We start from the raw sequence: 26882 nt of genomic DNA on the forward strand, positions 1-26882 counted from the left end.
CCCACTTACCGTGGCTAGTGTCTAGCTAACAACTAGCAACCTGTCCTGTGTGCAGAAAGGTCGTGGGCCCATGTCCGGCAGCCTCAGCCTGATCATCGTCCTCATCGTCGTGGTGTGGGCGATCGTTCTCGCTCCGATGGTGTTCGGGGACTCCAAACCCATCAGGCGTTCCGGAGAGGGGTACGACGAAACTCGCGTCCTTCACCAGGGCGGCACCGCTGATGTGCAGGGTCGACGCCGTCCGCGCGTAACCAAAGCGGACATTCACCACTTCGACGACGACAATGATTATGAGGTCGTTGAGCCTGTGAAATCCGACAGCGGTTCGACCTCCTGGAAGAAGCGCAGTGCCGCCGCAGAGCACGATATCATCGACGCAGAGTCCGAGCCCGCGGCGCTTATCGACGACACCGCAACCACCGACGACGAGACCGTCACGTATAGCGTCGTTCGCGCCGGTGATTTCGATGACAGTGACGTAGATGCCGCCGAGTACGAGTTGGACGCGACGTACTTCTCCCCGCAGGATTACGGTTACAGTACCGTCGTCACGCTCGACGCAGATGAGTCTGTGGATCTCGACGCAGATACAAAAGCAGACGCTGATGCCTTCGCTGACGACGAGAGCGCCTCTGATGTGGAGCTCGCTGTTGAGGACGATCTCGACGCAGAAGACCTCGATGTTGACTTTGATGTTGACGCTGAGGCCGAGCTCGACGAGAGCGAAATCTCTTACGCCCGCGCACGCCGTGGGCGCGGCGGCTGGGACCCGCAGACCGCGCAGCTCGCCCGCGAGGACCGTGCTCGCCGCCGCCAGCGCACCATCCTCGGTCTCGCCGCCGCGAGCGCGATCGCAGTCGTGCTCGCGCTCGTCGCTGGCGGCTGGGCATGGGCAGCACCGGTTGTCGTTGCCGGACTTTTGGTCTGGTACTTGGTGGCACTGCGCACCCAGGTCATGCAGGAGCGTGAGCTCCACGCGCGCCGTATGCGCCAGCTCCACCGTGCCCGCCTGGGTGTCGTCTCGTCTGAGGAAGGTGCTCCGGTTCCCGCTCACATGCGCCGACCGGGCGCTGTGATTGTGGAGATCGACGACGAAAGCGCCGATTTCGCCAACCTGCCCACCTACCGCCGCCCGGTCGAGCAGCTCGACGAACTGGAGACGCAATACCGCGACATCGCCTAACTGCGGCCAGTAACATCACGGGGTATGACTGACGCTTCCGTGACTACTGCTGACCCGACCACCCAGACCAACCCCAACCCGGGCAAATCCGCCCAGCTGTGGGAAAAGTTCAGTGACACCGCGCTCAAGCGTGCGGTGTTTTCTGCCTTTTACTCAGTCAAAGCCCCCTACTTCCGCACCGTCATGCCGCGCGTGCGCGAAGCCGTGCCAGGCCGCTGCGTGGTGCGTTTGGGCAAGTGGTGGGGTGTGCAGAACCACATTGGCACCTTCCACGTGATTGCTGGCCTGAACGGCGCTGAAGCTGCAATGGGTCTGCTGTGCGAAGTGTCGGTTCCGGACACCCACCGTTGGATCCCTCGTGGCATGCGCGCGGACTACCCGAAGAAGTCCACCGGAGGCCTGACCATTACCGCGACCGCGGACTTCCCGGACTTCGACTCCATCACCCGCGAGACGGGCGGACAGCTGGTCACTATTGATTGCCAGATCGTCGACGATGCAGGTGTTGAGCCCATCACCGCCGAGATCGACGTCTGGGTCACCGCGAAGAAGTAACCCCTGAGCCTGAAGGTTCCAGAGACTACGGCAAAGGCTCCGCCTGCTCCTGGTCCACGCGGACGTGGAGCAGCGCCACCCGGCCGTCCGCCACCTGGCGGACGGCCTCTTCCACGGTGTTGTCCACCTGTGCAGGGTCGTCCAGCTTCGCCGCCCACGCGCCGTTCGCTTCGGCCAGCTTGCAGAACTCCGGGTTCTCCAGCTGGGTACCGCTGACCCGGCCTGGGTAGTGCTTCTCCTGGTGCATGCGGATCGTGCCGTACTGGGCATTATCCACGACCACGATGAGAACCGGGGTGTGGTAGCGCACGGCGGTGATCAACTCGTTGCCGTTCATCATGAATTCGCCGTCGCCGGTGAACACGACCGTGAAGCGGTCCGGGAACGCCAGCTTCGAAGCGATCCCAGCCGGCAGCGAGTAACCCATCGAACCCAGACGGTTCGCGATCATCGAGGGGAATGTCCGCGTAGGGAAGAACCGCTGCGGCCAGAAGCAGTGGTTGCCGGCCCCGTAGGTGCAGATCGCGTCGTCGGGAAGCTGTTTGATGAGTGCCTCCATGACGTCGTGCATGTCCACGCACGCGGCGGGTTCGTCGTAACGCTTTGCGACAGTGGGCAACGTGGAGTGCTCCAGGTGCAGCTCGCGCGCCCGGGTGAACCATTCGCTGGTGTCGGGCGTGGAATCGAGCTCGAGGCTGCCCAGCGCTTCGGCGAAGGCCACCGGGGAGGCGATGATGTGACGCGTGACGGCGGCAGTGTGGCCGACCAAGTCCGGGTCCGGCGTGATCACGATGTTCGCTGCACCAAAGTCCTGCCGGCGGGTGAAATTGTCGGTGGGCTTGTCCCACAGGACGCCGCCGACGGTAATGAGCAGGTCGGCGTCGTCGAGAAGCTGCGCGGTTTCCTCTTTGCGCGCGGTGCCTAGCCACCCGGCGTTGGCGGGGGAGTCGAAGCCGATGCGGTCGGAGGAGCGGGTGTCGCCCACGACCGGGATCTCATGCTCCTCCGCAAACTGCTGGACAGCGTCGCACGCTTCCTGCGTCCAGCCCTGGCCACCTTCGAAGATGAGCGGGCGCTCGGCCTTCTCCAGGTGTTCCTTGAGCACCGCCGCATCGGCATTGGACACGCCTCCATGCGCGACCTTGATGGGCGGAGCGAGCTCACCACCTGGGCACTCGGCGGCTACGACATCTTCCGGCAACCCGACAACGACCGGGCCCGGACGGCCCTGCTGAGCCAAACGCATCGCATTCGCGACGACACCGCTGGCGCGGTCTGGCTCATCAACAATGAACACGCCCTTGGCAATCGAGCCGAACCACTGGTGCGGGTCGAATTCCTGGAAAGACTCGCGGTAGCGGTCTTCGCGCGGAATCAGACCAATGAACAGCACGAGCGGGACGGCGTCCTGCCAGGCGGTGTAGACACCGATCTTGGCGTTGGCAGCACCGGGGCCGCGGGTGACCATGACCACTCCGGGTTTACCGGTCGCCTTACCGTAGGCATCTGCCATGTAGGCGGCGCCGCCCTCGTGGCGGCACACAATGGTGGAAATATCAGTGTCGTGCAAACCGTCAAGCACAGCGAGGTAACTCTCACCGGGGACCAGGAAGACGTGTTCCGTCCCGTGGTCTTCGAGGGTCTGGGCGATGGCCGAACCGACGTGCATGGCTCTCCTTGGTGGGGGCTACTTACCCCACCAAGAGTGCCCTGTCATGCCGGTTTCTGCCACTGACTTAGAACTCGAGCGGCGTCATCCGCAGTCCCGCATCGCGACGCCAAGAGCCCTGCAGATGGGTGTTCACCACACCTGCCGCCTGCATGAACAGCCACGCAGACTTCGGGCCGATGAAGGTGAAGCCGCGGGCTTTGAGGTCTCTGGCCAGCGCAGCAGATTCTTCTGTCCGTTCAGGGATGTCCAGCATCGTTTCCGGTTGCGGCATGATGGCTGGCTGGTAGGCCCACACGAGTTCGGGCAGGCATGTTCCGTCGCGTCGCATCGCCACAGTGGCCTCAGCGTTGGTGATGACGGCGCTGAGTTTCGTCCGGTTACGGATCAGGGCTGGATTGTCCAGCATTTTCTCCACGTCAGCCTCCGTCATCTGCGCCACGACATAGGGGTCAAAATCGCTGAAGGCACGGTTGAGGGCGGGGAACTTCCGCAGCACGGCGCGCATGGAGAGTCCGGATTGCAGGACTTGGAAGCACAGGGCGCGGAACATCTCATTCTCGCTCAGCCCGGGCACACCCCACGTCGTGTCGTAATACAAACGTGTCAGTGGGTCTGTGGCTGCCCACGGCGGGCGGGCCTTGCCGTCTTCGCACATGACGGGGCCGACAATGGCCGGTTTGTCTTCCAACAGGGGCGCGAGCAAGCGGGCGTGCAGCGGGCAGTCGTCGATGGTGAGGAAGTCGAAGGGGAGGTGGTCGTAGGAGCAGGTGCAGTGTGATTCAAAGTCGAGGTATGTCGTCATACCCTCGTTAGACTGCTGGACGTGCCCGTTTGGTTCCACGTTGTAGGGTTGAATTCATGAATAGACCGGCTGTCCGCGACTTTGCGCTGCTCCTTGCACGTTTCATCGTGGGAGTGGTGTTCATTGCCCGGGGTTACCAGCACTGGGTGGGAACGGGGATGAGCGAGACTGCGCAGCAATTCGCCCAGGCCGGTGTACCGCAGCCACGGTTGGTCGCGTATGTGGCGGGCTCAGTCGAGTTGATCGGCGGTGCCATGCTCATCATCGGGTTGCTCACCACTATCATCGCCGGGTTGATGGCCGTGATGGTGCTGGTGGCAGGCTATTTCATCCACCTTCCGCACGGTTTCTTCGCAGAAGACGGCGGACTAGAGTACCCGCTGATTCTCGCCGTTCTCCTGGGGCTGATCTTCGTGTTCGGCGCGGGCCGGGCGAGCATGGACCGGGTGCTCGTTGATGGTTAGCCACAGCGAGGTGCAAAAAGCGCTCTCTGCGCGTATCGACGGTGAAGACCCCGGCCTAGACAACGCCGTCCTCGACGCTCACCTCGCCGGTTGCCCCGAGTGCCTGGCCTTCTGGGAACGGTCGCTGCGGCTGACCAGCTCCTTGAGCCTGGTGGAGGCTGATGGTGCCATGGTCCCGCCTACAGATCTCTCCGATGTCATCTTTGCTGGGGTGGAGGGCGAATTCCGCCGCGTTTCCTCCCGGCGCGTTGTGGCGTTGGCGGTGGGCCGGATCCTCCTAGTTGTGCTCGGTGTGGTTCACGCGTTCTGGGCCGGTGACTATGTCTTGTCCGCAACGGCTGTCACCGATGATTCCTCCACGGCCCAATTGCTCATCGGGATGGCCGCGGTTCATGTCGGCATTACATCCGCCTTGCTTTTTGCTGCTTGGAAGCCTGCTCAAATCCCCGGAATCTTGCTCATCGTGGGCGCAATGTTCGGCTTCACGGTGGGCTTCGTCGTGCTGGAGGCCGTTTCTGGCAGCGGCACAGCGCCGTGGATGCAGCTGTTCGCACTGTTGCTCACCTGTGCTGCGCTGGTGTTCATGTGGTTTGCCGACAAGGGGCTGGCTAACCCGCTGCGGCGCCTCAGTTCGGGCCCGCTGCCGTAGCTAGGTCCAACTCGGTAGCCACATGATCTGCTGGAACCAGCTGTTGGGGATGACAAAGCCGTAGAGGATCGGGGAGAAGTAGAGGAACATCCCGATCACCACAGCTAAGTAGCTCACCACCGTGAACTGGCCCCATGTGATCGGGTAGCCGGCGATCTTGTGCAACTTCGGCACGGGCCCGCCCTTCTGCGCTAGGTTCCCCAGCGCCAAAGCTATGAGCACGATGGTGAAGGGGACCAGCGGCGCAGCATAGAAGAAGTACATCTGGCGGTCGAAAGCCGCCAGCCACGGCAAAAAGCCCGCCGCAAAGCCGATCAGCGGCAAGATGACGCGGCGGTCACCACGGGAGATCCACGCCCAGATCGCCCACAGCAGGATCGGGACTGTCAGCCACCAGATCGCGGGTGTGCCGAAGAGGTAGATCATGCGGCGGCACTCTTGCCCGCCGGCGCATTCGATGCCGGTGGAGGAGTAGAACAGGATCGGGCGCGACGCCACCAGCCAAGCCCACGGCTTAGAGTCCCACGGGTGCGAGTGGCCGGATGAGGAGGTCAGTTCACTGTGGAAGTTGAGCACGGACAGGTGGTAGTACAGCCAGCCGCCCAAAGCGTCGGGCAGGTTGCTCAGCCAAGGCCAGTCGGAGTCGGCGATGGTGCCGTCGACCGCCGCGTGGCGGTACACCGAGGTTTCGGAGGCGAACCAAGCGCGCCACGACCACAAGTAGAGAACTGCCGGGATGAGCACGATCGACGCCAGCGCTGATGGAACGTCGCGCAGCAGCGTTCCGGCCACGGGCTTTTCCACGCCGTAGCGCCGCCGCAAGTACACGTCATAAAAGGACGACAGCAATCCGAAGAAGGCGATGTAGTACAGGCCGGACCACTTCACGGCCAGAGCGCACCCGAGTACGACGCCGGTGGCAAACCGCCACCAGCGAAAACCCAGCCGGGGGCCGTACGGGCCGGAGGCGGCGATGGTGCCGTCACGCCAGGCGCTGTAAAGCCTCTGATGCACTTGGCGCATATCTCCCGCGAGCGTCCACGCGGCTACAACAACGGGAAGCAGAATGAACACATCCAGCATGCCGAAACGGCTGATGACCAGCAGCACACCGTCGCAAAGAGCAATGATGCCCGCGAACATCGCCACCACCCACGACTGCGAGATGCGCCGCGCGAGCAGCATGATGAACACCACAGTCAACGCACCGAACAGGGCCGCCGCGAAACGCCAGCCGAGCGGGGTGTAGCCGAACAGTGCTTCACCGAGTGCGACGAGTTTCTTGCCCAGCGGCGGGTGTACAACGAGGCCGTAACCCGGGTTCGACTCAATACCGCCGATGACCGGGTTGAACGACGAACGGTAAATGTCCCAGCCCTGAGGGACGTAGTGCTTCTCGTCGAAAACCGGGGTGCCTTTCGACACTGCCGTGGTCACTCCGATGAATCGCGTGAAGAACGCCAGCACGGCCACCACCGCTGTGGTGATCGTGTCGCGGCGGTCCCAGGGGACCGTCACAGGTGCGGTGGGGGCGGGACGGTCCACGCGCACTTTCTCGGCCACTAGTGTCGAACTCACGGGTGATGATCTTACTGTGTGCCCCGCGCTGCTTGTGACAAGCTGGGTGCATGGACAACACTCTTCCCGCCCATGGTGTCGTGGTGGCCGCCACTCCGTTGGGCAATATCGGTGACGCGTCCCCGCGCCTGAAGGCAGCGCTGGAACGCGCCGACGTGATCGCCGCTGAGGACACCAGGCGGGCCCGCAACCTGGCGGCAGCGCTCGGGGCGGAGATCCGCGGCAGAGTCGTCTCCAACTTCGACCACAACGAGGACAAGCGCACGCGTGAGCTTATCGACGCTGCACGTGCAGGCATCGTCCTCATCGTCACCGACGCAGGCATGCCGCTGGTGTCCGACCCAGGGCATTCCCTTGTCAGCGCTGCCCACGATGCCGGCGTGCCGGTGACGTGCCTGCCTGGGCCGTCGGCTGTGACCACCGCGCTCGCTCTGTCCGGACTGGGCGTGGGCCGGTTCATTTTCGACGGTTTCGCTCCACGGAAGTCTGGTGCGCGTCGGTCATGGCTCGAGTCGCTGCAGACCGAAAAGCGCGCCGTGTGCTTCTTCGAGTCGCCGCACCGCACCGCAGCCACGCTCGAGGAGGCCGCGGAGGTCCTCGGGAATGACCGCCGCGCCGCCGTGTGCCGGGAATTGACCAAAACATTTGAGGAAGTCCGCCGCGGAACCCTGGGCGAGCTCGCCGCGTGGGCGGCCGAGGGCGTGCGCGGGGAAGTCACCGTTGTCATCGACGGCACCACCGAAGTGGGGGTAGAGCCGGAGGACTTGGTGGGGGATGTCGAAAAGCTCACAAAAGGCGGCATGCGCTTGAAGGATGCAGTCAAAGAGGTCGCGAAAAATGCGGGAATTAAAGCAGGAGAGCTTTACGACGCCTTCATCGCCGCCCGCAGCCAATAGTCAGCAAAGGTGCACCCTGCGCACATCTCCGTTACCGTCATGTGGGTGAGTAGTGAAGAGAAGATGACAGATCCGCATGACCCGAACATCGACCCGCACGCTGACGACCCGATCGTGACCCACAACCGCCCCGCTACCGCCGAGCTTCAGGACCTTCTGGATGCGCGGAACGACGGCGACCAGCAGAAGATCAGCGACCCGGAGGATGCTATTGAGCGTGCCTCCGAAGACGAGAACCTGAAAATCGACTGGGCGATTGTCGCCCCGCTCGCCGTCATCGTGGTCGCCGTAGTCGTTTGGGGCCTGGCCGCAAAGGAGAGCTTCAGCGCCTTTTCCAGCGCGTCGTTCAGCTGGGTGATCGAGAACCTCGGTTGGGCGTACGTCCTGTTCGGCACTATTTTCGTCGTGTTCGTCATGGTGCTTGCGGTCTCCAAATTCGGCAAAATCCGGCTCGGCGCTTCCGACGAGCAACCGGAATTCACCACCATGTCCTGGATCGCGATGATGTTCGCCGCCGGCATGGGCATCGGCCTGATGTTCTTCGGCGCATCCGAGCCGCTGAACTTCTACCGTGACGGCGTGCCTGGCATGGACAGCGCGGATGCCGTGGGCACATCCATGGCGCAGACGATGTTCCACTGGACCCTTCATCCGTGGTCCGTCTACGCCATCATCGGCCTCGCCATCGCCTACTCCACGTTCCGCCTCGGCCGCAAGCAGCTGCTGTCCAGCGCGTTTATCCCGCTCATCGGACAAAAGCGCGCGGACGGATGGCTGGGCAAGCTTATCGACGGCCTCGCCATCTTCGCCACCATCTTCGGCACCGCCTGCTCCCTGGGACTGGGCGCCCTGCAGATTTCCACTGGCCTGGAGGCCTCCGGACTCGTCGATTCCCCGTCGACCATGTTGACCGTCGGCATCGTCAGTGTCCTGACCCTGGCGTTCCTGCTGTCCGCCATGTCCGGAGTGGGCAAGGGCATCCAGTGGGTTTCGAACTTCAACCTGATCGTGGCGGCGGTGCTGGCCATCTTCGTGTTCGTCTTCGGGCCGACCCTGACGCAGCTGAACCTGCTGCCGACTGCCATTAGTTCCTACCTGGACCAGTTCTTCCTCATGGCGTCGCGCACTGCCGAGTCCGCCGACACCGAGGCAGGGGAGTGGCTCGGTTCCTGGACCATTTTCTACTGGGCATGGTGGATCTCCTGGTCCCCGTTCGTGGGCACCTTCCTGGCTCGTATTTCCCGTGGCCGCACCATCCGTGAATTCTGCTTTGGTGTCACTCTCATCCCGGCTGGCTTGTCCACCGTGTGGTTCTGCATTTTCGGCGGCACCGCCATCCACCTCGAGCAGACCGGTGAGTCCATCTATGGCGAGGGATCGTCCGAGGAGCAGCTGTTCAACCTGCTGCACTCCTTCCCGGGCGGTTTCGCCATGGGCATCCTGGCGCTGATCCTGCTGGGCACCTTCTTCATCACCTCCGCGGATTCCGCCTCGACTGTGATGGGCTCCCTGTCCCAGAACGGCAAGACCGACGCGAAGCCGCTACTGACCGGCATGTGGGGCCTTGCCACCGCAGCCGTCGGCCTGACCCTGCTCATCGCGGGCGGTGACGACGCTTTGGACTCCCTCCAGAGCGTGACCATCGCGGCTGCCACCCCGTTCCTGGTCATTCTCATCCTGCTGATGTTCGCCATCGTGAAGGACGTCAGCAATGACACCATCTACCTGGACATGAAGGAGGAGCAGCGCTTCAACCACCAGCTGGCTGTCGAGCGCCGGATGCACCGCGATGCCATCGCCAAGGCCCGCAAACGGCAGCGCATGTTCGGCACCAAGCGGTAGTCACTTATGCTGGGGCGTATGACTGTCTCCCCGAACAACGCCACCTCCGAAAATGTCCTCGTGTGCGTGGCGTGGCCCTATGCAAACGGGCCACGCCACATCGGCCACGTCGCCGGCTTCGGCGTCCCTTCCGATGTGTTCGCGCGCTACCAGCGCATGGCGGGAAACAACGTGCTCATGGTGTCCGGCACCGACGAGCACGGCACGCCGCTGCTCGTCCAAGCGGACAAGGAAGGCGTGACGGTCAAGGAGCTGGCGGACCGCTACAACCGCCAGATCGTCGAGGACTTGGCCGGTTTGGGTTTGTCCTACGACCTGTTCACCCGCACCACCACCCGTAACCACTACGCGGTGGTGCAGGAGTTGTTCAAGGGCTTGTACGACAACGGGTACATGATCAAGGAGACGACCAAAGGCGCGATCTCCCCGTCGACGGGCCGTACCTTGCCGGACCGCTACATCGAGGGCACGTGCCCGATTTGCGGTGCAGACGATGCCCGCGGCGACCAGTGCGACAACTGCGGAAACCAACTCGACCCAGTCGACCTGATCAATCCGGTTTCTAAGATCAACGGTGAAACACCGGAGTTCGTTGAGACCGAGCACTTCATGCTGGACTTGCCGTCACTAGGCGATGCCCTCAAGGAGTGGCTCGAGGCGCGCCAAGACTGGCGCCCCAACGTGCTGAAGTTCTCGCTCAACCTGCTCGAGGACATGCGTCCGCGCTCCATGACTCGCGACATCGACTGGGGCATCCCCGTTCCTGTCGAAGGCTGGGAGAACGACCCAGGCAAGAAGCTCTACGTGTGGTTCGATGCGGTTATCGGCTACCTGTCCGCCTCTATCGAGTGGGCTGCCCGCTCGGGCAACCTGGACGCCTGGAAGGATTTCTGGCAGGACCCGGCCACGCGCGGTTACTACTTCATGGGCAAGGACAACATCACGTTCCACTCCCAGATCTGGCCCGGTGAGCTGCTGGGATATGCAGGTAAGGGCACGAAGGGCGGCCAGGAGCACCGTCTGGGCACACTGAACCTCCCCACTGAGGTTGTGTCCTCGGAGTTCCTCACCATGTCCGGCTCGAAGTTCTCCTCCTCCAAGGGCGTGGTCATCTATGTCAAGGACTTCCTGGCGGAGTTCGGACCTGACCCGCTGCGCTACTTCATTGCCGTGGCTGGCCCGGAGAACAACGACACTGGCTTCACGTGGGACGAGTTCGTCCGCCGCATCAACAACGAGCTGGCGAACGGCTGGGGCAACCTGGTCAACCGCACCGTGTCCATGGCGCACAAGAACTTCGGCGAGGTGCCGCAGCCGGGGGCGTGGAACGAGTCGGATCAGCGCATTCTCGACCTGGCTGCCCGCACGTTCGGCGAGGCCGGCGCGGAGCTTGGTGAGGCCCACTTTAAGAACGCCATCACCAAAATCATGCACGTCGTCGGCGAGGCCAACGCCTACATCGCGGAGCAGGAGCCATGGAAGCTGGCCAAGGACGAGTCTCAGCGCGAGCGCTTGTCGACGGTCCTCTGGACCGCCCTCCAAGTCGTCTCCGATTGCAATGCGATGCTGACCCCTTTCCTGCCGCACACCGCTCAAAAGGTGCACGAGACTCTCGGCCGCGACGGTGTGTGGGCCGCATCCCCGCGCGTGGAGGAGGTCGTGGATAACGCCGAGCATGACGATGCTGGCATGAACCTCATCGGTGTCGGCCTGCCCGAAATCGGCCAGACCTACCCGGTGATCACAGGTGACTACGAACAGCAGCAGGCAACCTGGTCCCGCGTCGACGTTGTGCCGGGCACTCCTTTGGAGAAGCCGCAACCCCTCATTGCGAAGCTCGACCCGGAGCTCGGCGGGACCGGCCCCGAGTGGGCACCGGTGCAGTAGCGGGCTCGGGCCCGGGTAACCCCTGCTGGGCTCGATCTTGCAAAAGAGGACAAACTCGATTCCTGTCTAGAACAGTCCCCGCAGGTCAGAGCCTTTTAGGGGAGTAGATCGAAATCGAGTTTGTCAACGTTTGCAGCGGGAGTTTGAAGTGCTTCGAGTTGGGACCGCCAGGGCGCCCGTGCGGAAAAGTTGACAAACTGGTTTTCTGTCTAGAGCCATTAGCGCAGGTCAGAACGGTTTGAGCTGCCAACTCGCACTCGAGCTCGTCAACTTTTCCGCAAGCGGGCCGGGAGAGGGTCCATCCAGACCGGCCAGACCATCCAGACCGGCCAGACCCCCTTCCAGCCCTACTCGCCCAAGAACTGCGCGATGAACGCAGTCAGTTTCCCTGTTTCGTCATCTTCGAAGCGGGTATCCACCACGACGAGGGGCGCGGTGTACATGTCGCGGCTGGGGGAGGCGACGACGAGGTCGGTGCCGTAGTCGTCGTTAAGCATCTGCCATTGGAAACCGTGCTCGCGGATGAAGGCGTCGCCGAGCGCGGTGCCGAAGATGCGGGCGGTGTCGCCGCGCGGGTAGGCGCGCTGCAGGTCGGGGTCGAGTGCGAGGTATTCGCCGAGGGTTTCTTCGAAGCTGGCCACGATGTCGCTGATGGAGCCGTTGATTCCGGCGACCGCTGCTTCGGCGAGGTCGCGGTCGATGTGGGCGCGGGTGGCATCGTCGATGTCGGTGAACATGCCCCCAATATAGGCTCGGAGGTATGTCCAAGAAGAAACCGCGCCCTACGCCTGTGCCAGCCGAAGGAATCGCTGGGCTTATTGATGCCCACACGCACCTCGCCTCCTGCAATGCCCGCACCCGCGAGGAGGTCGACGCGATCGTTGCAAGGGCGGTCGGCGCTGGTGTGGAACGGATGTGCACCGTCGGTGACGGGTTGGAGGAAGCGGAGCTGGCTTTGCAGGCTGCCCACTTCAATGAGCGCGTGTTCGCGGCGTGTGCAATTCACCCGACAAGAGCGCATGAGCTTGACGACGACGCACGCCAACGGTTGGCAGACATGGCCCGCGACGAGCGTTGCGTAGCGGTGGGGGAGACCGGTGTGGACACCTATTGGCTTAAACATGACCCGGAGCGCACCGCCCCGCTCGAGGTGCAGGAGGAGGCGTTTCGGTGGCACATCCAGCTCGCGTGCGACACGGGCAAGACCTTGATGATCCATAACCGCGAGGGCGACGACGACATGATGCGCATCCTCGCGGATTCGCCGCAGCCGAAGCACGTGATGCTGCACTGCTTCTCTTCACCTCTCGACGTGGCGCGGGAGGCGATCGAGCGCGGGCACGTTTTGTCGTTTGCCGGCAATGTCACGTTCAAGCGCAATGAGGAATTGCGTCAGGCTGCTGCCGAAGCACCGGTGGGGCAGGTGTTGATCGAGACTGATGCACCGTACATGACGCCCGAGCCGTTCCGAGGCGCGCGGAATGAACCAGCCCTGATTGGTCATACTGCGCGCGTTGTGGCTGAGGCTCGTGGGGTTGATGTGTCTGAATTGGCGCATGAGGTCAGGGGCACTTTTGACCGGCTGCTTCAACCTGCGAACTCGCTTGATTAACACGGGAAGTTATCGTACTGTTATCTTCCATGTCACGTCATCGTCGGATCAATAAGAACTCCACCACCCGTGCAGTGATCGCCTCTGGCGCTATCGGAGCTGTCGTCATTGGTGGTGCGACCACTGCTGCCGCAGCTCAGAAAACAATCACCGTCGACCTCAATGGAGAGGAGACGGAACTGAACACCTTCGCGGGCAGTGTCGACGGCGCGCTGGAGGCTGCCGGCGTGGATGTCGGCGACCAGGATCTGGTGCACCCGGCACCGGGCGAGTCGCTGTCCAACGGTGACACCGTGACCGTGCGCACGGCGAAGCCGGTGGGTGTACGCATCGACGGCGGCCAGGTGCAGCAAGTCACCACCACGGCTGCGACGGTGAATGACTTCTTGGGCGAGATGCCCGGCGTCGCCGGTGGCTCCGCTCACGATTACTCCGCCGACCAGCGCGTCGAGGACGGCATGACGATCGACGTGACCTCTCCGAAGATCGTCTCCATTACCGACGGCGGCAAGACGACCTACACCTCCGCCCCGGCGCGCACTGTCGCCGAGCTGTTGGCGGCCCGCGGCGTGGTCATCGACTCTAACGACCGCGTCACCCCGAGCCTGAACACCCCGGTGACCGAGGATATGGCCGTCAAGATTGAGCGCGTGGACATCACCCAGCGCACCGCCACCGAGGAGTTCGAGGCGGATCCGACGTACGTCGACGATGACAGCCTTGCGCCGGGTGAAGAGAAGGTCCGCGAGAAGGGCGAGAAGGGCGAACGCAAGGTCACCCGCCGCCTGGTCACCGTGAACGGCAAGGTCGAGTCCGATGACGTGCTCAAGCGCGAGGAGACCCGCAAGGCACGTCCCGCTGTGATTGCCCGCGGCAAGCAGCAGGCGGGCGGCAACACGGGCGCGTCCGCACCGGCAGTCGCTGGCGGTTCCGTGTGGGACTCCATCGCACAGTGCGAGTCCGGCGGAAACTGGTCCATCAACACAGGTAACGGCTACTACGGTGGCCTGCAGTTCGCGGCGTCCACGTGGTCCGCTTACGGTGGCGGCCAGTATGCTCCGACGGCTGACCAGGCGACCCGCGAGCAGCAGATTGCCGTCGCTGAGAAGGTCCAGGCTGCCCAGGGTTGGGGCGCGTGGCCAGCGTGCACCGCATCGCTGGGTATCCGCTAGTCTCGGAGGGCATGACTACTTCCCAGCTGCTTGGCCCCGCGGAGATCCGCGCGTTGGCTGAGGAGCTCGAGGTCTCTCCAACGAAGAAGTTGGGGCAGAACTTCGTGCACGACCCGAATACGGTCCGTCGGATCGTCGCTGCCGCTGACCTGGAGGAACCAGGGATTGCTGAGACGGTTCTCGAAGTCGGACCGGGTTTGGGCTCGCTCACGCTGGGGCTTATCGACGTTGCGAATCACGTCGTCGCTGTCGAAATCGATCCGCGGCTGGCAACCAAATTGCCGGAAACTGTCGCCGAGCGCAGCGACGACGACAAGCTCACCGTGTTCAACATGGATGCACTCGCGGTGTCCCACGCCGACCTCGACCGAGAGCCGACGGCGCTGGTGGCAAACCTGCCGTACAACGTGGCGGTGCCCGTGCTCCTTCACCTGCTTGAGGAGTTTCCCAGCATCCGCCGCGTGCTGGTCATGGTCCAGCTTGAAGTGGCGGAGCGTCTCGCGGCCGACCCTGGCTCGAAAATTTATGGCGTGCCCAGCGTTAAAGCGTCATTCTATGGGGATGTGCGCAAGGCGGGGACGATCGGCAAGAACGTCTTCTGGCCTGCACCGAACATCGAATCAGGGCTTGTACGCATTGATGTGAACGAAACATTCGAACGCTCGCTGCGGCCCCAGGTCTTTCCGCTTATCGACGCCGCATTTGCCCAGCGCCGCAAAACCCTTCGTGCGTGTTTGACCGGGGTCTACGGATCTGGCCCGGCTGCAGAGGAAGCCTTGCGGGCAGCGGGCATTGACCCGGGGCTGCGCGGTGAGAAGCTCTCCGTGGAGGACTTTGTCCAGCTTGCGGAGGTGACTGACTAATGTCACCTGCAGTTCCACTGTTCACGGAATCGTTCTCGGGCCGTGCGCACGGGAAAGTGAACCTCCACCTTGGTGTGGGGGAAGCAAGGGCCGACGGGTACCACGAGTTGTCCACAGTGTTCATGGCCGTCGACAGGCCGGAGACAGTCACCCTGACGCCGGCGGAGGAGGCGTCGATCAGCACGACCTTCCATGTCGAAGAACCCGACGAAGATGTGGACACCCCGCGTAACTTGGCCTGGCGCGCGGTGGAGGCGCTGGCTGGCGTGGCCGGAGACGCAGAGGGGGCTGATCTGCCGCCGGTGCGGATTGAGGTAGATAAGACCATCCCCGTCGCAGGTGGCATGGCCGGTGGCTCCGCCGATGCGGCTGCCGCGGTTGTCGCTGCTGAGGCCCTGTTGCTCCACTACGGGTACACAGTGGAGCCGGAAGATCGAGACAACGTATTGAAGGCCCTCGGGGCAGACGTGCCGTTTGCTGCGATGGGCGGCGTCGCGTTGGGCACGGACCGCGGGGACAGCCTCGTACCGATGATGTGCCGCGGCTCCTACTGGTTCGCTTTTCTCAACCCGCAGGTGGGGCTGTCGACTGGAAAGGTCTTCGAGAAGCTCGACGATCTGCGCTTCACCTACGCTTCGATGGTCCCGCACACGGACACCGCACTCATTTCCCGGGCGCTGCTTTCTGGCGACCCTCACCAGGTCGGCGCGGCGATGCACAACGATCTTGAACCGGCGGCCCTGGCGTTGCGGCCGTCATTGCAGCAGATCATCCACGATGCCGAAGACGCTGGTGCAATCCGAGCAATGGTGTCTGGATCCGGGCCGACAATTGCCGCGCTGTGTGAGGATCAGGCGGTGGCGCTGCGCGTCGTCGATAAGCTCACGGCGCACGGAAACATTGAAGGTTTCGCCGCACAGGGTCCCGTCGGTGGTGCAGCTCTTCTCTAGAATGGCCACATCATGGCTAACCTGATCAACCTGGAAAATGTGTCCAAGACGTGGGGGCTGAAAACGCTCTTGGATGGAGTCTCTCTCGGCGTTCAAACCGGCGACCGCATCGGTGTTGTCGGTCTCAACGGCGGCGGCAAGACCACGCTGCTGGAGGTGCTCACCGGCATCGAGCCGCCAGACGAGGGGCGCGTGTCCCACACGAACGATCTGCGGATGGCGGTGGTGACGCAGCGTTTCGATCTGCCAGATGAGATGACCGTTGGCCAGGCAGTTGTGGAGCCGCTTGGGTTGGAGGTCTTCGAGTGGGCGTCGAACGCAAAGGTCCGCGAGGTGCTTGCCGGCACCGGTGTGGCTGAACTCGGGTTGGATACACCCGTGGGGCATTTATCGGGTGGTGAGCGTCGCCGCGTGAACCTCGCCGCTGCGCTCGTGCGTGATCTCGATTTGGTGGTGCTCGATGAGCCGACAAACCACCTCGATGTGGAAGGTGTGCAGTGGCTCGCTGACCATTTGATGAAGCGCAAACTCGGCATCGTGGTGGTCACGCACGACCGCTGGTTCCTGGATACAGTGGCCACCCTGACCTGGGAAGTCCATGACGGCAAAGTCGACGTTTACGAGGGCGGATACAACGACTGGACCTTCGCCCGCGCCGAGCGCGCCCGCCAGGCCGACGCGATTGAACAGCGCCGCCAGAATCTCGCCCGCAAAGAGCTTGCGTGGTTGCGCCGCGGTGCGCCGGCGCGCACGTCGAAGCCGCGCTACCGCATCGAGGCGGCGGAAGCACTCATTGCGGACGTTCCTGCCCCGCGCGACACGGTCGAGCTCATGGCGTTTTCTAAGCAGCGCCAGGGCCGCGTTGTGATCGAGCTCGAGGACGCACGTATTGACGCTCCTGACGGGCGAACCCTTGTGGACCATCTCACGTGGCGTCTCGCGCCGGGGGAGAGGATCGGTCTCGTCGGCGTGAACGGATCCGGCAAGACGACGCTGCTGCGCGCGTTGGCAGACGATTACCCCCTCGCTGCAGGCCGCCGCGTTGAAGGTCAGACGACCCGTATTGGATGGCTACGCCAAGAGATCGACGACCTTGACCCGACCCGCCGGGTTATCGACGCAGTCGAAGACGTGGCCACCTACATCACCCTAGGCAAGAAGGAGCTATCTGCCTCCCAGCTGGCGGAACGCCTCGGGTTCTCACCCAAACGTCAACGCACCTCCGTCGGGGATCTCTCCGGTGGCGAGCGCCGTCGCCTGCAACTGACGCGTGTGCTCATGAGCGAGCCGAACGTGCTGCTTCTCGACGAGCCAACCAACGACCTCGACATCGACACCCTCCAGGAACTCGAGGACCTGCTCGACTCGTGGCCGGGGACGCTCGTGGTGATTTCCCACGACCGCTACCTCATCGAGCGCATCGCTGATGTCACGTACGCCCTTTTCGGTGACGGTGACTTAACGAATTTGCCGGGTGGGATTGAGCAGTACCTGGAGCGCAGAAAAGCAATGGAGCAGGACTCGGGCGTTCTCAACCTGGGACAGAACGAGCCGAAGGCTGCGGAGAAGCCGGCTGGCGTCTCACCGCAGGAACGCCGCGAGCTGTCGAAGAAGATGAAATCGCTCGACCGCAAAATGGAGAAGCTCGACGAGCAGGTGGCCGCGTTGGAGGCGCAGATCACGGCGATGTCGCAGGAGGATGCCCCCGATTTCGAGGCCATCGGAGCCAAGACGGGTGAGGTCGCGCAGCTGCGCGGACAGCGCGAAGAACTCGAGCTCGAGTGGCTTGAGCTGGGAGAAATGCTCGAGGGTTAAAGCTCTCAACGTTGTCGAGAACGCGCTGACTTAGCGTCGCTCGACGGGCAGCTCGACCTTTCGCACTGTCCATCCCGCGCGTGCCAGGCTCGCTAACACGCCATGATCGAGCGGTAGGTGGGCGGCGCCGACGAGAACCAATCCTTCTTTGTCGCACAGCGCGACGTCCAGCTTGCTGGCCAGGGCGCTGTTGCGCTCAACCATGGCGGGCGAGTTCAGGTCCTTGTCCCGAACCAGTAGCAAGTTTTGCTCTACATAACGCTCAAACATGTCGAATGCGTCGTCCGCGTAGTACTCGTCTAACGCTTCCGCGAGGTCCTCGTTTTCGTGCATGTGTGCAAATTGCTCTTCGACACTTTCGAGGGATTCAACCGGAATCTCTTCCTTCATTGCAACGTCGACGAAGTGAGTTTCAGGTTCGAACGTGCCCTCGTCGAAAAACTGCGAACGGAGCTGGGTTTCCACTCTGACCAGCTGCGCGAGTGCTCCCGCTGGCAAGTGTTCGAGGTGGTCTTTCATGGGGGAGAGGCGAGGGGACGAGCTCAGCAGACTCTGCAACCTGTCCATGTCATCTGAGGAAAGGGTTTCGGATGCAGTTTTCTGGCTCATCTCAGTTTCGCTGCCGAGTTGTTCGAGCCCCTGCTTCCGCAGATCATCAAGGTCGTGGGGGTTGATCTCAACGAACAGTGCCTCTTTGCTCTTGAGGATCTGTTCGAGCTCGCTCACCGGCAACGCGATCTTCGTGTCGTCGATGACGTGGAGGGTTCCGAAGAGAAAGGATTCTTTTCCCTCCGGTGACCTGAGCGACCAGAAGAGAGAATCAGCGAACGGTGTGGATGAGCTCATGAGATTGAGGGTAGCGGACCCCGATTCCCGGCATTCGGGTCCGCAAGGGTAGGTTCACGCCTTAAACTAATCGCAAATTTTCTCCCTAGGAAAGGAGGGCCCGATGACTACTCAGGACGGCTCCACCAAGGCAGAGGTTGAGACCTCTAATAACGGAAAAGTGGAGGCACCCAAGGGCGTCGGCTCCGTTATCGGCGCTGTGTTCCTCATGGCGACCAGCTCGATCGGCCCGGGCTTTCTCACCCAGACCAGTGTGTTCACCGTCCGGTTGGGCGCTGCTTTCGCGTTCGCGATTCTCATCTCCATTCTCGTGGATATCGCGATCCAGCTGAATGTGTGGCGCGTGCTCGGTATCTCGGGGCTGCGTGCTAACGAGCTCGGCAACTCGGTGATTCCCGGGCTGGGATGGGTGATGTCGTTACTGGTCTTCGCAGGCGGCATGATCTTCAATATCGGCAACATCGCCGGTGCAGGGCTGGGAATGAATGCCATGCTCGGCCTTGACCCGAAGATCGGCGGCGGGATCTCAGCGGTGATCGCCGTATTGATCTTCCTGTCCAAACGCGCAGGTGTTGCGCTGGACCGCATTGTTGTGGGCCTCGGCGCGATCATGATCCTGCTCATGCTGTACGTCGCTATTGTCTCCCAGCCGCCCGTCGGAGATGCGTTGAAGCAGACGGTCCTCCCCGAGCAAGTGGACTTTGCAGTCATCGTCACGCTAATCGGCGGCTCGGTCGGCGGCTACATCACCTTCGCCGGTGTCCACCGCATCATTGATTCGGGCCAGACCGGTGTGGAGAATATCAAGAATATTTCGAATGCATCTGTGCTGGGCATCGTGGTGATCGGCATCATGCGTGTGCTTCTCTTCCTCGCGGTGCTCGGCGTGGTTGCTACCGGCGTGGTGCTATCCAAGGACAATACGGCCGCCGATGCTTTCTACCAGGCCGCCGGAGAGTTCGGGCTTCGTGCCTTCGGTCTGGTGCTGTGGGCGGCGGGCCTGTCGTCGGTGATCGGTGCGTCCTACACTTCGCTGACATTCGTGACCACGCAGAAGACAGATGTGAAGCTGCGCAACTGGCTCACGGTGGCGTTCATCGTGGTATGCACGATCCTGTTCCTCCTCCTTGGCACTGCGCCGCAGAAACTGCTCATCTTCGCTGGTGCCTTCAACGGGCTTATCCTGCCGATCGGTTTTGCCGTGGTCATGTGGACCGCGCTGTTCCGCAAGGATCTACTCAAGGGATACAACTACCCGGTGTGGATGAAGGTCATAGGAGTGATTGTGCTCGCAGGAACCTTCTGCATGGGCTTCCGCTCACTCTCCGGATTGGCAGCACTGTGGGCGTAGAAAAGGATCCCGCCCGCGCGCGGGACTACTTCCGCACCCACGACGTGGGCACCACCGCGGGGTGGGCGCCCGGCTACGCGCAGGCGAACCTTATTGCGGTTGACCAGAAGTACGCTTTCGACTTCTTGCTGTTCGCTCAGCGCAACCCGAAGCCGTGCCCGGTGCTCGGCGTTCTCGAGGCAGGCCAACTAAATTCCGAGCTCATGGCCGGCGGCGACATTCGCAAGGATATTCCGGCGTACAGGATCTACAAGCACGGTGTGCTTATCGACGAAATCACCGACGCCACCGGCTACTGGACCGACTCCACGGTGGCATTTCTCATCGGCTGCTCATTCACATTCGAAGACGCCCTCATTGCCGAGGGAATTCCAGTCGCGCATATTGAGCAAGGGCGCAATGTGCCCATGTACCTAACCACCCTCGAGACGGAGCCAGCTGGGGTCTTCGGCGGGCCGATGGTGGTGTCTATGCGCCCGATCCCTGCTAACCGCGTCGCGGACGCTGTGCGGGTCACTTCGCGCTATCCAGCGGTGCATGGTGCGCCGATCCATGTCGGCGACCCGGCGGCGATCGGCATTAAGGATCTTGGGGCACCCGATTTCGGCGACCCCGTGGACATCCCCGCCGGCACTATCCCAGTGTTCTGGGGTTGCGGCGTGACTCCGCAGTCCGTCGTGATGAGTTCCAAGCCGGAGCTGGCCATCTGCCATGCCCCGGGCAAGATGCTCATCACTGATATTCCGGACCGGTCCTACCAGGTTCCGTAAAGAGGGCTTAGGCGATCGTTGCGATCGTCGTTCCCGCCTTCACACGGTCCTTCTCCGACGCGGAGAGCGAGATCGTGCCGGCGGTCGGGGATTTGATGGTGGATTCCATCTTCATGGCCTCGACGGTGGCCAGCGGCTGATCCTTTTCCACGGTGTCGCCGTCGCTGACCATCCACTTCACGATGGTCGACTCGTACTTCACCGTCACAGCCCCTTCACCGCCGCTACCAGCAGTATTCTCCGCGGCGGAAGAAAGTGACTCGCCAGTGGCGCCGCCGCGGAGCAAGCTGCGGGGGAAGCCGATCTGGTGCAGGCGCCCGTCGATTTCGATGACGACGGTCTCCCGCTCGTCGTAAATGTGCTCGATATCGGCCGTTTCGTGGTTGGCGCTGGGGGAGTAATTGCCGTCCACCCAGTCGGTGTAGATATCCAGAGAATCGCCGTTGAGCTCCGGAGCATCCACCATGTCGCGGTGGAACGGCAACACGGTGCGCACTCCCTCAATGGTGAATTCCTTCAGGGCTTGGCGGGAGCGCGCCAGAGCCGCGTCGCGGTTCGGGCCGGTGACAATCAGCTTGGCCATCAGCGAGTCGTAGTAGGCGGGGATCTCACTGCCTGTCCACACCCCAGAGTCGACGCGAATGCCGGGGCCGGTGGGGACGTCGAAACGCGTGACGGTGCCCGGCGCAGGTGCGAAACCGTTGGTGACGTCCTCGGCGTTAATGCGGAACTCGAAGGCGTGAGTGGTGATCTCCGGGTCCCCACCGAAGGACAGCTCCTGGCCGTCAGCGATGCGGAACTGCTCAGCGATGATGTCCACGCCTGTGACCACCTCCGTGACGGGGTGCTCCACCTGCACGCGGGTGTTCACCTCCAGGAAGGACACGGTGCCGTCTTCGGACACGATGTACTCGACGGTTCCCGCGCCGACGTAGTTCGCTGCGCGGCAAATCTCGCGCGCACCGTCCTCGATGCCGGTGCGCTGCTCGTCGGTGAGGAAGGGGGCGGGGGCTTCCTCGATGAGTTTCTGGAACCGGCGTTGCGTCGAGCAGTCTCGGGTTCCTAACACTGCGACGTTGCCGTGGGTGTCGGCAAGCACCTGAGCTTCAACGTGGCGCGGGTGGGTGAGAAACTTCTCCACGTAGCATTCCGCACGGCCGAAAGCTTCCTTAGCTTCGCGGCCGGCAGATGCGAAAGCGTCCTCGATGTCGGACTCGTCGTGGACGACCTTCAAACCGCGTCCACCACCGCCGTAAGCAGCCTTGATGGCAATCGGCATGCCGTGTTCTTCCGCGAAGGCGCGGGCCTCCTCCCAGTCGCCGATCGGATCTTCGGTGCCTGGGGCCAGCGGCGCGCCAACCTCCACTGCGACGCGGCGAGCGGCGATCTTGTCGCCGAGCAGTTCGATCGACTCGGGAGTGGGGCCAATCCAAGTCAGGCCAGCGTCAACAACTGCACGGGCGAAGTCAGAGTTCTCCGACAGGAAGCCGTAACCGGGGTGGATGCAGTCTGCTCCGACCTTATGCGCCAGGGAGATCAGTGCCGGGACGTTCATGTACGTCTCGGAAGCGCTATTGCCGGGCAGGCGGTAGGCCTCGTCGGCAACGAGCGTGTGCAGCGCGCCGGTGTCAGCGTCGGAATAGACCGCGATGGATCGGATGCCCAGGTCGCGCGCCGCGCGGGCGATGCGGACCGCGATCTCCCCACGGTTGGCAATGAGCACCGCTTTCAAGGATGTCTGAGGTGCAGGAGTGGTCATGGTAGTTAATCTCTTTCGCTGTATCGTTCGAAGCGGATGGTGGAGCCAGGGGAAAGTTGCGCGGCAATGTCGACGTCTTCACTGATCACGGTGGCAATGACGGGATAGCCACCGGTCACTGCGTGGTCACGCAGGAACACGACGGGCTGGCCGCTGGGCGGGATTTGCACGCTGCCGGCCACCATGCCTTCTGAGGGAAGTTCGCCACTGCGATCACGCTGCAGCGGTTCGTCTGTTTCTAGGCGCACGCCGACGCGGTTGGATTCGCCGGTCACCGTGAAAGTCGTGTCAAAGAAACGCTCGACTTCATCTGTGCTGAACCAGTCATCGCGCGGGCCGAGCACGCAGCGCACGGTCGCGGTGTCAGCGGTGACGCGCAGTGGGTTGGACAACAGGGCGTTCGCAGTGTCCGGCTTCTTCAGCGACACGGAAACGGTGTCGCCAGCCTGGATCGGTGCGGGGCCGAGCCCGGAGAGCAGGTCGGTCGCGGCGGAATCCAACTCGGTATCGGCGATGAGCCCGCCGCGCACAGCGATATAAGAGCGCATGCCCACCCGGGGTGGGGCGACAACGAGCTGCGCACCGGCCGGCACAATGATCGGGGTGGCGAGTGGGAACGACCTCTGGCCCACGAACACGTCGGTGTCGGCACCGGTGACGCACACGACGGTTTCCGTCAGCGCCGTCATAGTCAGCCCGCCGATGTTTTCCAGGAGAGTCGCGTTGCGCTTGTTGCCCACCACGTCGTTCGCAATGCGCGCGGACGCACGGTCCGACGATCCGGACGTGGTCACGCCGAGGCTGCCGTTGCCCTGCCTGCCCAGGTCCTGGTAGAGCGTCTGCAGTCCAGCATCGTCCACAGTGAACAGCGGCATGCGCGGGGGAGTGTCCAGCTCGAAGTGGCTGGTCTCTTGCTCGTGCGCAAGCTTTTCGACGCTGACATAGCGCACCGTATCCCCAGGGCTGACCAACGCCGGAGGCTCAGCGGTGGAGTCCCACATCGGTGTCGTGGTCGTGCCGATGAGCTGCCACCCGCCTGGTGAGGTGCGCGGGTAAACGGCGGAGAAGTCACCAGCCAATGCGACGGCGCCGGCTGGGACCTCAGTACGGGGGGATGAGCGGCGTGGCACGTCGAGTGCGTCTGCCTCGTTTTCAGGGACGCAGTAGGTGAATCCGGGAGCGAATCCGCCAAACCCGGCCTTCCACACGGTGGAGGTGTGCCATTCGATGAGTTCGTCGCGGGTCTTGCCCAGGTGTTCAGCTAGTTCGTCGAGGTCTGCGCCGTCGTAGCAAACCTCAATTTCGATCTCGCGGGATTCCTTGCTTCCTGCCGCCTCGGGTTCGAAGTCGCGGAGGAATTCGGCTGCTGCTGTAGCCGCCGAGGTGGAATCAAAGGTGACCAGCACGGTGCGGGCGCCGGCGATGACGTCGGTTTGGCGCTCGAGAGGCTCGGTGCTTAAGGCCGCGTAGAAATCCATGACCTGTTCGAGGCTGACTAGGTCGACCATGAGTCCGCGCGTGCCCACGCGCTTGATGTCGCGTTTAATGGTGCCGCTCACAGGAAGCTCCTGATCTCAATGCCTTCGTCCTGCAGCTTCGCCACAACGCTGCGGGTCAACTCAACAGAGCCGGGGGAGTCGCCGTGCACGCACACCGATTCCGCAGCAACGTCGACGATACTGCCGTCGATGGCAGTGACGGCACCGGTTGAGGCGACCTGCAACACGCGCTCAGCCACCTGTTGGGCATCCGTCATCACAGCGTTCGGTTCGCGGCGGGAGACCAAAGTGCCGTCCGGGTTGTACCCGCGGTCCGCGAAGGCTTCACGGATCACCCGCAGGCCAGCCTTTTCTGCGATGTCCACCGCGGCGCCGCCAGGCAGAAGCATGACTGGGAGATCCCCAAAGGCTTTGATGCCGTCGATCACGGCTTGGGCGTGCTTGTCGTGGTGAACGATGGTGTTGTACAGCGCACCGTGCGGCTTGACGTAACGGACCTCCAATCCCTGCGCACGGGCCAGTGCGTCAAGAGCGCCAATTTGGTACAAAGTCTCGTCAGCCAGCTCGGCTGGGTCGTAGTCGATGAAACGACGTCCGAAACCGGCCGGGTCCTTGTAGGCGATGTGGGCGCCGACGGTCACGTTGCTTCTTTTCGCGTCGACAAGCGTCCCTTTAATGGAATGCGGATCACCCGCGTGGAAACCTGTAGCCACGTTGGCGCTGGAGACCATCTCCAGCATGGCTGCGTCGTCGGCGACGGGGTTACCCGCCGTCGTCTCGCCAAGGTCGGCGTTGAGGTCGATGTGCTCGCTCACGGTGCACCACGCTTTCCAGTTCGTCGAAAGTAGTTCTTCCCAGTGTAGTGAGCCGCTCTACACTGGGACTCATGATCCTCATCAATGTCCGTTTCAAGCCCTTGCCCGAAAACACCGAGAACTTCCGCGAACTGGTCGCCGACTTCACTGATGCGTCCCGCAACGAGGCCGGATGCCTGTTCTTCGAGTGGTACCGCAACACCGACCAGCCTGGCGAGTACATCCTCGTCGAGGCGTTCCAGGACGATGCCGCCGAGGCCCACGTCACCTCTGATCACTTCAAGGCCGCACAGGAGCTGTTCCCGAAGATTCTGGAGGAGACCCCGGAGATCATCAACACCCTGATCGAAGGCAAGACCGAGTGGGACGAGATGGCTGAGTTCAAGGTGAACTAGCTGGGGGGAATCACCCCTCCGCCTGCCGGGGCGACCCCGGTTGCCAGGTATCTCACAGCCGGGACTACGGTGAAAGCCCATGAGTTCCGACATCAATTCCGAAGCCCGAGATTCCAAAGCAGAGGAATACACCAAGCCCCCGAAGCTGGCGAAGAAGGCTTATGAGAAAGAGCTGCTGCGGCTCCAGGCCGAGCTGGTGAAGTTGCAGCAGTGGGTCGTTGCCACGGGTGCCCGTATCGTCATCGTGATGGAGGGTCGCGACGCCGCTGGCAAGGGCTCGGCGATCAAGCGCATTACCCAGTACCTCAACCCGCGGGTGTGCCGCATTGAGGCATTGCCTAAGCCGACGGAGCGCGAGCAGACGCAGTGGTACTTCCAGCGCTACATCGAGCGCCTGCCTGCGGCTGGTGAGATCGTCATCTTTGACCGCTCCTGGTACAACCGCGCCGGTGTTGAGCGCGTGATGGGTTTCTGCACGACGGACGAGTACCGCCGTTTCCTCCACCAAGCGCCGATCTTTGAACGCCTGCTGGTCGAGGACGGGATCTTGCTGCGCAAGTACTGGTTCTCTGTCTCCGATGAAGAGCAGATTGCGCGTTTTCAGTCCCGCCGCGAAGACCCGTTGCGCCAGTGGAAGCTGTCACCGATGGATCTGGAATCCATCACGAAGTGGGAGGAGTACTCCCGCGCGAAAGACGAGATGTTCGTCCACACCGACATCCCAGAGGCGCCGTGGAACACGGTGGAGAGCGAAGATAAGAAGCGCTCGCGCATCAACGTCATCTCGCATCTGCTGGCCTCGATCCCGTACGAGGACGTTGCACTCGACCTCCCTGAGATCCCGGAGCGGCCCGCCTCCAGCAACTATGAGCGGCCACCGCGCGAGGAGTTCCGTTACGTCCCCGATGTCGCTGCCGACTTGGAGCGCGACAAGAAGGGCAAGAAGAACTAGCGTTTCTTTCCCCGGAACTTGCTCACGGTCGGGTCGCCGGGGATCCAGAAGCGGTAGGGGGCATCGACGTTTTTGCTGATGCCCACACGCGGCCCAGACTCCCACTCTGGTTCTTCATCGCGTTCGGTCAACTGGACGGGGGTGCCGTTGTCGGGCAGGGACAGCCCCAGCGCCTGCCCCAAATTTCCGGGTCCGCGCGCAAGGTTCTCGTCGACGACAGTATTGCCTTTCGCTTGTCGACGTTCCCGCGCCACGTCGACCCCCTCTACAACCTCACCACCACGCATGAGGCATCCCTGGCCTGTGCCTTCCGGAGCGCAGACAATGTTTCCGTTCAAGTGGATGCCGTAGGAGAGGTAGACGTAGAGCCGGCCCGGCTCACCGAACATGGCAGCGTTACGCTGGGTCTTTCCACGGTAGGTGTGTGCGGCCTCATCCTCCTCGCCGAGGTAAGCCTCCACCTCTGTCAGCCGGATTGTCACGCCGTTGTGGGTGATCAGGCAGCCAAGCAACTGTGGGCCGACAACGTCAGCGGGTGCGGTGAAATCGATCATT

Annotated in this window: 25 protein-coding genes; 16 read left to right on the top strand and 9 right to left on the bottom strand. The window is 62.7% G+C overall.

All coding sequences use genetic code 11. The features are described from left to right. Positions 1-70: 70 nt before the first annotated feature. Both glpR and KBX18_RS07115 read left to right on the top strand, forming a co-directional pair. Complete coding sequence (gene glpR / locus KBX18_RS07110; protein WP_255995415.1) at positions 71-1183, top strand: gephyrin-like molybdotransferase receptor GlpR; 1113 nt, start codon at positions 71-73, stop codon at positions 1181-1183. A gap of 24 nt (positions 1184-1207) precedes the next feature. Beyond that, the gene (locus tag KBX18_RS07115; RefSeq protein WP_005291314.1) at positions 1208-1738 is read left to right on the top strand and encodes a hotdog fold domain-containing protein; all 531 of its coding nucleotides are present in this window, start codon (positions 1208-1210) and stop codon (positions 1736-1738) included. Positions 1739-1763: 25 nt separating this feature from the next. Here the strand turns inward: KBX18_RS07115 and KBX18_RS07120 are convergent, their stop codons facing one another. Next, the gene (locus KBX18_RS07120; protein ID WP_005291312.1) at positions 1764-3407 is read right to left on the bottom strand and encodes a thiamine pyrophosphate-dependent enzyme; all 1644 of its coding nucleotides are present in this window, start codon (positions 3405-3407) and stop codon (positions 1764-1766) included. A 67-nt stretch (positions 3408-3474) separates the two neighbouring features. Beyond that, positions 3475-4212 (bottom strand): DNA-3-methyladenine glycosylase I, encoded by a 738-nt coding sequence (locus KBX18_RS07125; protein ID WP_255995416.1) that lies wholly within the window; start codon positions 4210-4212, stop codon positions 3475-3477. Between the two features lie 56 nt (positions 4213-4268). Here KBX18_RS07125 and KBX18_RS07130 point away from each other — a divergent pair, with 56 nt between their 5' ends. After that, on the top strand, positions 4269-4676 hold the full coding sequence (locus tag KBX18_RS07130) for a DoxX family protein (protein WP_005291308.1): 408 nt from the start codon (positions 4269-4271) through the stop codon (positions 4674-4676). Then, positions 4669-5325, top strand: a complete 657-nt coding sequence (locus KBX18_RS07135; protein WP_255995418.1) for a zf-HC2 domain-containing protein — start codon at positions 4669-4671, stop codon at positions 5323-5325. Before KBX18_RS07130 ends, KBX18_RS07135 begins: the two co-directional genes overlap by 8 nt. On the opposite strand, the gene KBX18_RS07140 is transcribed toward KBX18_RS07135, so the two are convergent. Next, positions 5326-6903 (bottom strand): dolichyl-phosphate-mannose--protein mannosyltransferase, encoded by a 1578-nt coding sequence (locus KBX18_RS07140; protein WP_370687235.1) that lies wholly within the window; start codon positions 6901-6903, stop codon positions 5326-5328. A 50-nt stretch (positions 6904-6953) separates the two neighbouring features. Here KBX18_RS07140 and rsmI point away from each other — a divergent pair, with 50 nt between their 5' ends. Genes rsmI through metG form a run of 3 tightly spaced genes read left to right on the top strand, consistent with a single transcriptional unit; the run spans position 6954 to position 11528 of the window. Then, a complete protein-coding gene (gene rsmI / locus KBX18_RS07145) occupies positions 6954-7799 on the top strand; it encodes a 16S rRNA (cytidine(1402)-2'-O)-methyltransferase (protein WP_005291302.1) in 846 nt (281 codons plus the stop codon). Positions 7800-7838: 39 nt separating this feature from the next. Further along, positions 7839-9641, top strand: a complete 1803-nt coding sequence (locus KBX18_RS07150; protein WP_005291300.1) for a BCCT family transporter — start codon at positions 7839-7841, stop codon at positions 9639-9641. 18 nt (positions 9642-9659) lie between these two features. Beyond that, complete coding sequence (gene metG, locus KBX18_RS07155) at positions 9660-11528, top strand: methionine--tRNA ligase (protein ID WP_255995419.1); 1869 nt, start codon at positions 9660-9662, stop codon at positions 11526-11528. Between the two features lie 347 nt (positions 11529-11875). On the opposite strand, the gene KBX18_RS07160 is transcribed toward metG, so the two are convergent. Then, complete coding sequence (locus KBX18_RS07160; protein ID WP_005291296.1) at positions 11876-12265, bottom strand: DUF3806 domain-containing protein; 390 nt, start codon at positions 12263-12265, stop codon at positions 11876-11878. A 23-nt stretch (positions 12266-12288) separates the two neighbouring features. On the opposite strand from KBX18_RS07160, the gene KBX18_RS07165 reads away from it, so the two are divergent. Genes KBX18_RS07165 through KBX18_RS07185 form a run of 5 tightly spaced genes read left to right on the top strand, consistent with a single transcriptional unit; the run spans position 12289 to position 17940 of the window. Further along, positions 12289-13140 (top strand): TatD family hydrolase, encoded by an 852-nt coding sequence (locus tag KBX18_RS07165; RefSeq protein WP_255995421.1) that lies wholly within the window; start codon positions 12289-12291, stop codon positions 13138-13140. Positions 13141-13169: 29 nt separating this feature from the next. Continuing rightward, a complete protein-coding gene (locus tag KBX18_RS07170; RefSeq protein ID WP_255995422.1) occupies positions 13170-14312 on the top strand; it encodes a resuscitation-promoting factor in 1143 nt (380 codons plus the stop codon). Positions 14313-14323: 11 nt separating this feature from the next. Then, positions 14324-15175: a 16S rRNA (adenine(1518)-N(6)/adenine(1519)-N(6))-dimethyltransferase RsmA gene (rsmA, locus tag KBX18_RS07175; protein WP_255995423.1), complete on the top strand. Its 852-nt coding sequence runs from the start codon at positions 14324-14326 to the stop codon at positions 15173-15175. Further along, positions 15175-16125 carry a 4-(cytidine 5'-diphospho)-2-C-methyl-D-erythritol kinase gene (locus tag KBX18_RS07180; RefSeq protein ID WP_255995425.1) on the top strand — a complete coding sequence of 317 codons (951 nt, stop codon included), beginning with the start codon at positions 15175-15177 and terminating at the stop codon, positions 16123-16125. The genes rsmA and KBX18_RS07180 overlap by 1 nt, the downstream gene beginning before the upstream one ends. Positions 16126-16137: 12 nt before the next feature. Next, positions 16138-17940 carry an ABC-F family ATP-binding cassette domain-containing protein gene (locus KBX18_RS07185; RefSeq protein WP_255995427.1) on the top strand — a complete coding sequence of 601 codons (1803 nt, stop codon included), beginning with the start codon at positions 16138-16140 and terminating at the stop codon, positions 17938-17940. Between the two features lie 30 nt (positions 17941-17970). On the opposite strand, the gene KBX18_RS07190 is transcribed toward KBX18_RS07185, so the two are convergent. After that, complete coding sequence (locus KBX18_RS07190; RefSeq protein WP_255995429.1) at positions 17971-18786, bottom strand: TraB/GumN family protein; 816 nt, start codon at positions 18784-18786, stop codon at positions 17971-17973. A 103-nt stretch (positions 18787-18889) separates the two neighbouring features. Between KBX18_RS07190 and KBX18_RS07195 the strand changes: the two genes are divergently transcribed. Next, a complete protein-coding gene (locus tag KBX18_RS07195) occupies positions 18890-20137 on the top strand; it encodes an NRAMP family divalent metal transporter (protein WP_255995430.1) in 1248 nt (415 codons plus the stop codon). Continuing rightward, positions 20116-20907, top strand: coding sequence for a putative hydro-lyase (locus KBX18_RS07200; protein WP_370687236.1), 792 nt, complete (start codon positions 20116-20118; stop codon positions 20905-20907). Before KBX18_RS07195 ends, KBX18_RS07200 begins: the two co-directional genes overlap by 22 nt. A gap of 7 nt (positions 20908-20914) precedes the next feature. On the opposite strand, the gene KBX18_RS07205 is transcribed toward KBX18_RS07200, so the two are convergent. From KBX18_RS07205 to KBX18_RS07215, 3 genes are read right to left on the bottom strand one after another with little or no spacing between them, the layout of a single operon-like run. After that, positions 20915-22666, bottom strand: coding sequence for a biotin carboxylase N-terminal domain-containing protein (locus KBX18_RS07205; RefSeq protein WP_255995433.1), 1752 nt, complete (start codon positions 22664-22666; stop codon positions 20915-20917). Positions 22667-22671: 5 nt separating this feature from the next. Beyond that, the gene (locus tag KBX18_RS07210) at positions 22672-24225 is read right to left on the bottom strand and encodes an urea amidolyase family protein (RefSeq protein WP_255995434.1); all 1554 of its coding nucleotides are present in this window, start codon (positions 24223-24225) and stop codon (positions 22672-22674) included. Beyond that, positions 24222-24980, bottom strand: a complete 759-nt coding sequence (locus KBX18_RS07215; protein ID WP_005291273.1) for a LamB/YcsF family protein — start codon at positions 24978-24980, stop codon at positions 24222-24224. Before KBX18_RS07215 ends, KBX18_RS07210 begins: the two co-directional genes overlap by 4 nt. Before the next feature lie 71 nt (positions 24981-25051). On the opposite strand from KBX18_RS07215, the gene KBX18_RS07220 reads away from it, so the two are divergent. Both KBX18_RS07220 and ppk2 read left to right on the top strand, forming a co-directional pair. After that, positions 25052-25375 carry a putative quinol monooxygenase gene (locus KBX18_RS07220; RefSeq protein ID WP_005291270.1) on the top strand — a complete coding sequence of 108 codons (324 nt, stop codon included), beginning with the start codon at positions 25052-25054 and terminating at the stop codon, positions 25373-25375. 79 nt (positions 25376-25454) lie between these two features. Continuing rightward, the gene (ppk2, locus tag KBX18_RS07225; protein WP_255995437.1) at positions 25455-26327 is read left to right on the top strand and encodes a polyphosphate kinase 2; all 873 of its coding nucleotides are present in this window, start codon (positions 25455-25457) and stop codon (positions 26325-26327) included. On the opposite strand, the gene KBX18_RS07230 is transcribed toward ppk2, so the two are convergent. Continuing rightward, positions 26324-26881 carry a DNA-3-methyladenine glycosylase gene (locus KBX18_RS07230; RefSeq protein WP_255995438.1) on the bottom strand — a complete coding sequence of 186 codons (558 nt, stop codon included), beginning with the start codon at positions 26879-26881 and terminating at the stop codon, positions 26324-26326. The genes ppk2 and KBX18_RS07230 overlap by 4 nt on opposite strands. Position 26882: the final 1 nt, after the last annotated feature.

The sequence above is a fragment of the Corynebacterium sp. CCUG 69979 genome (genome assembly GCF_024454095.1).
In the GTDB taxonomy this organism is placed as follows: Bacteria; Actinomycetota; Actinomycetes; order Mycobacteriales; family Mycobacteriaceae; genus Corynebacterium; species Corynebacterium genitalium.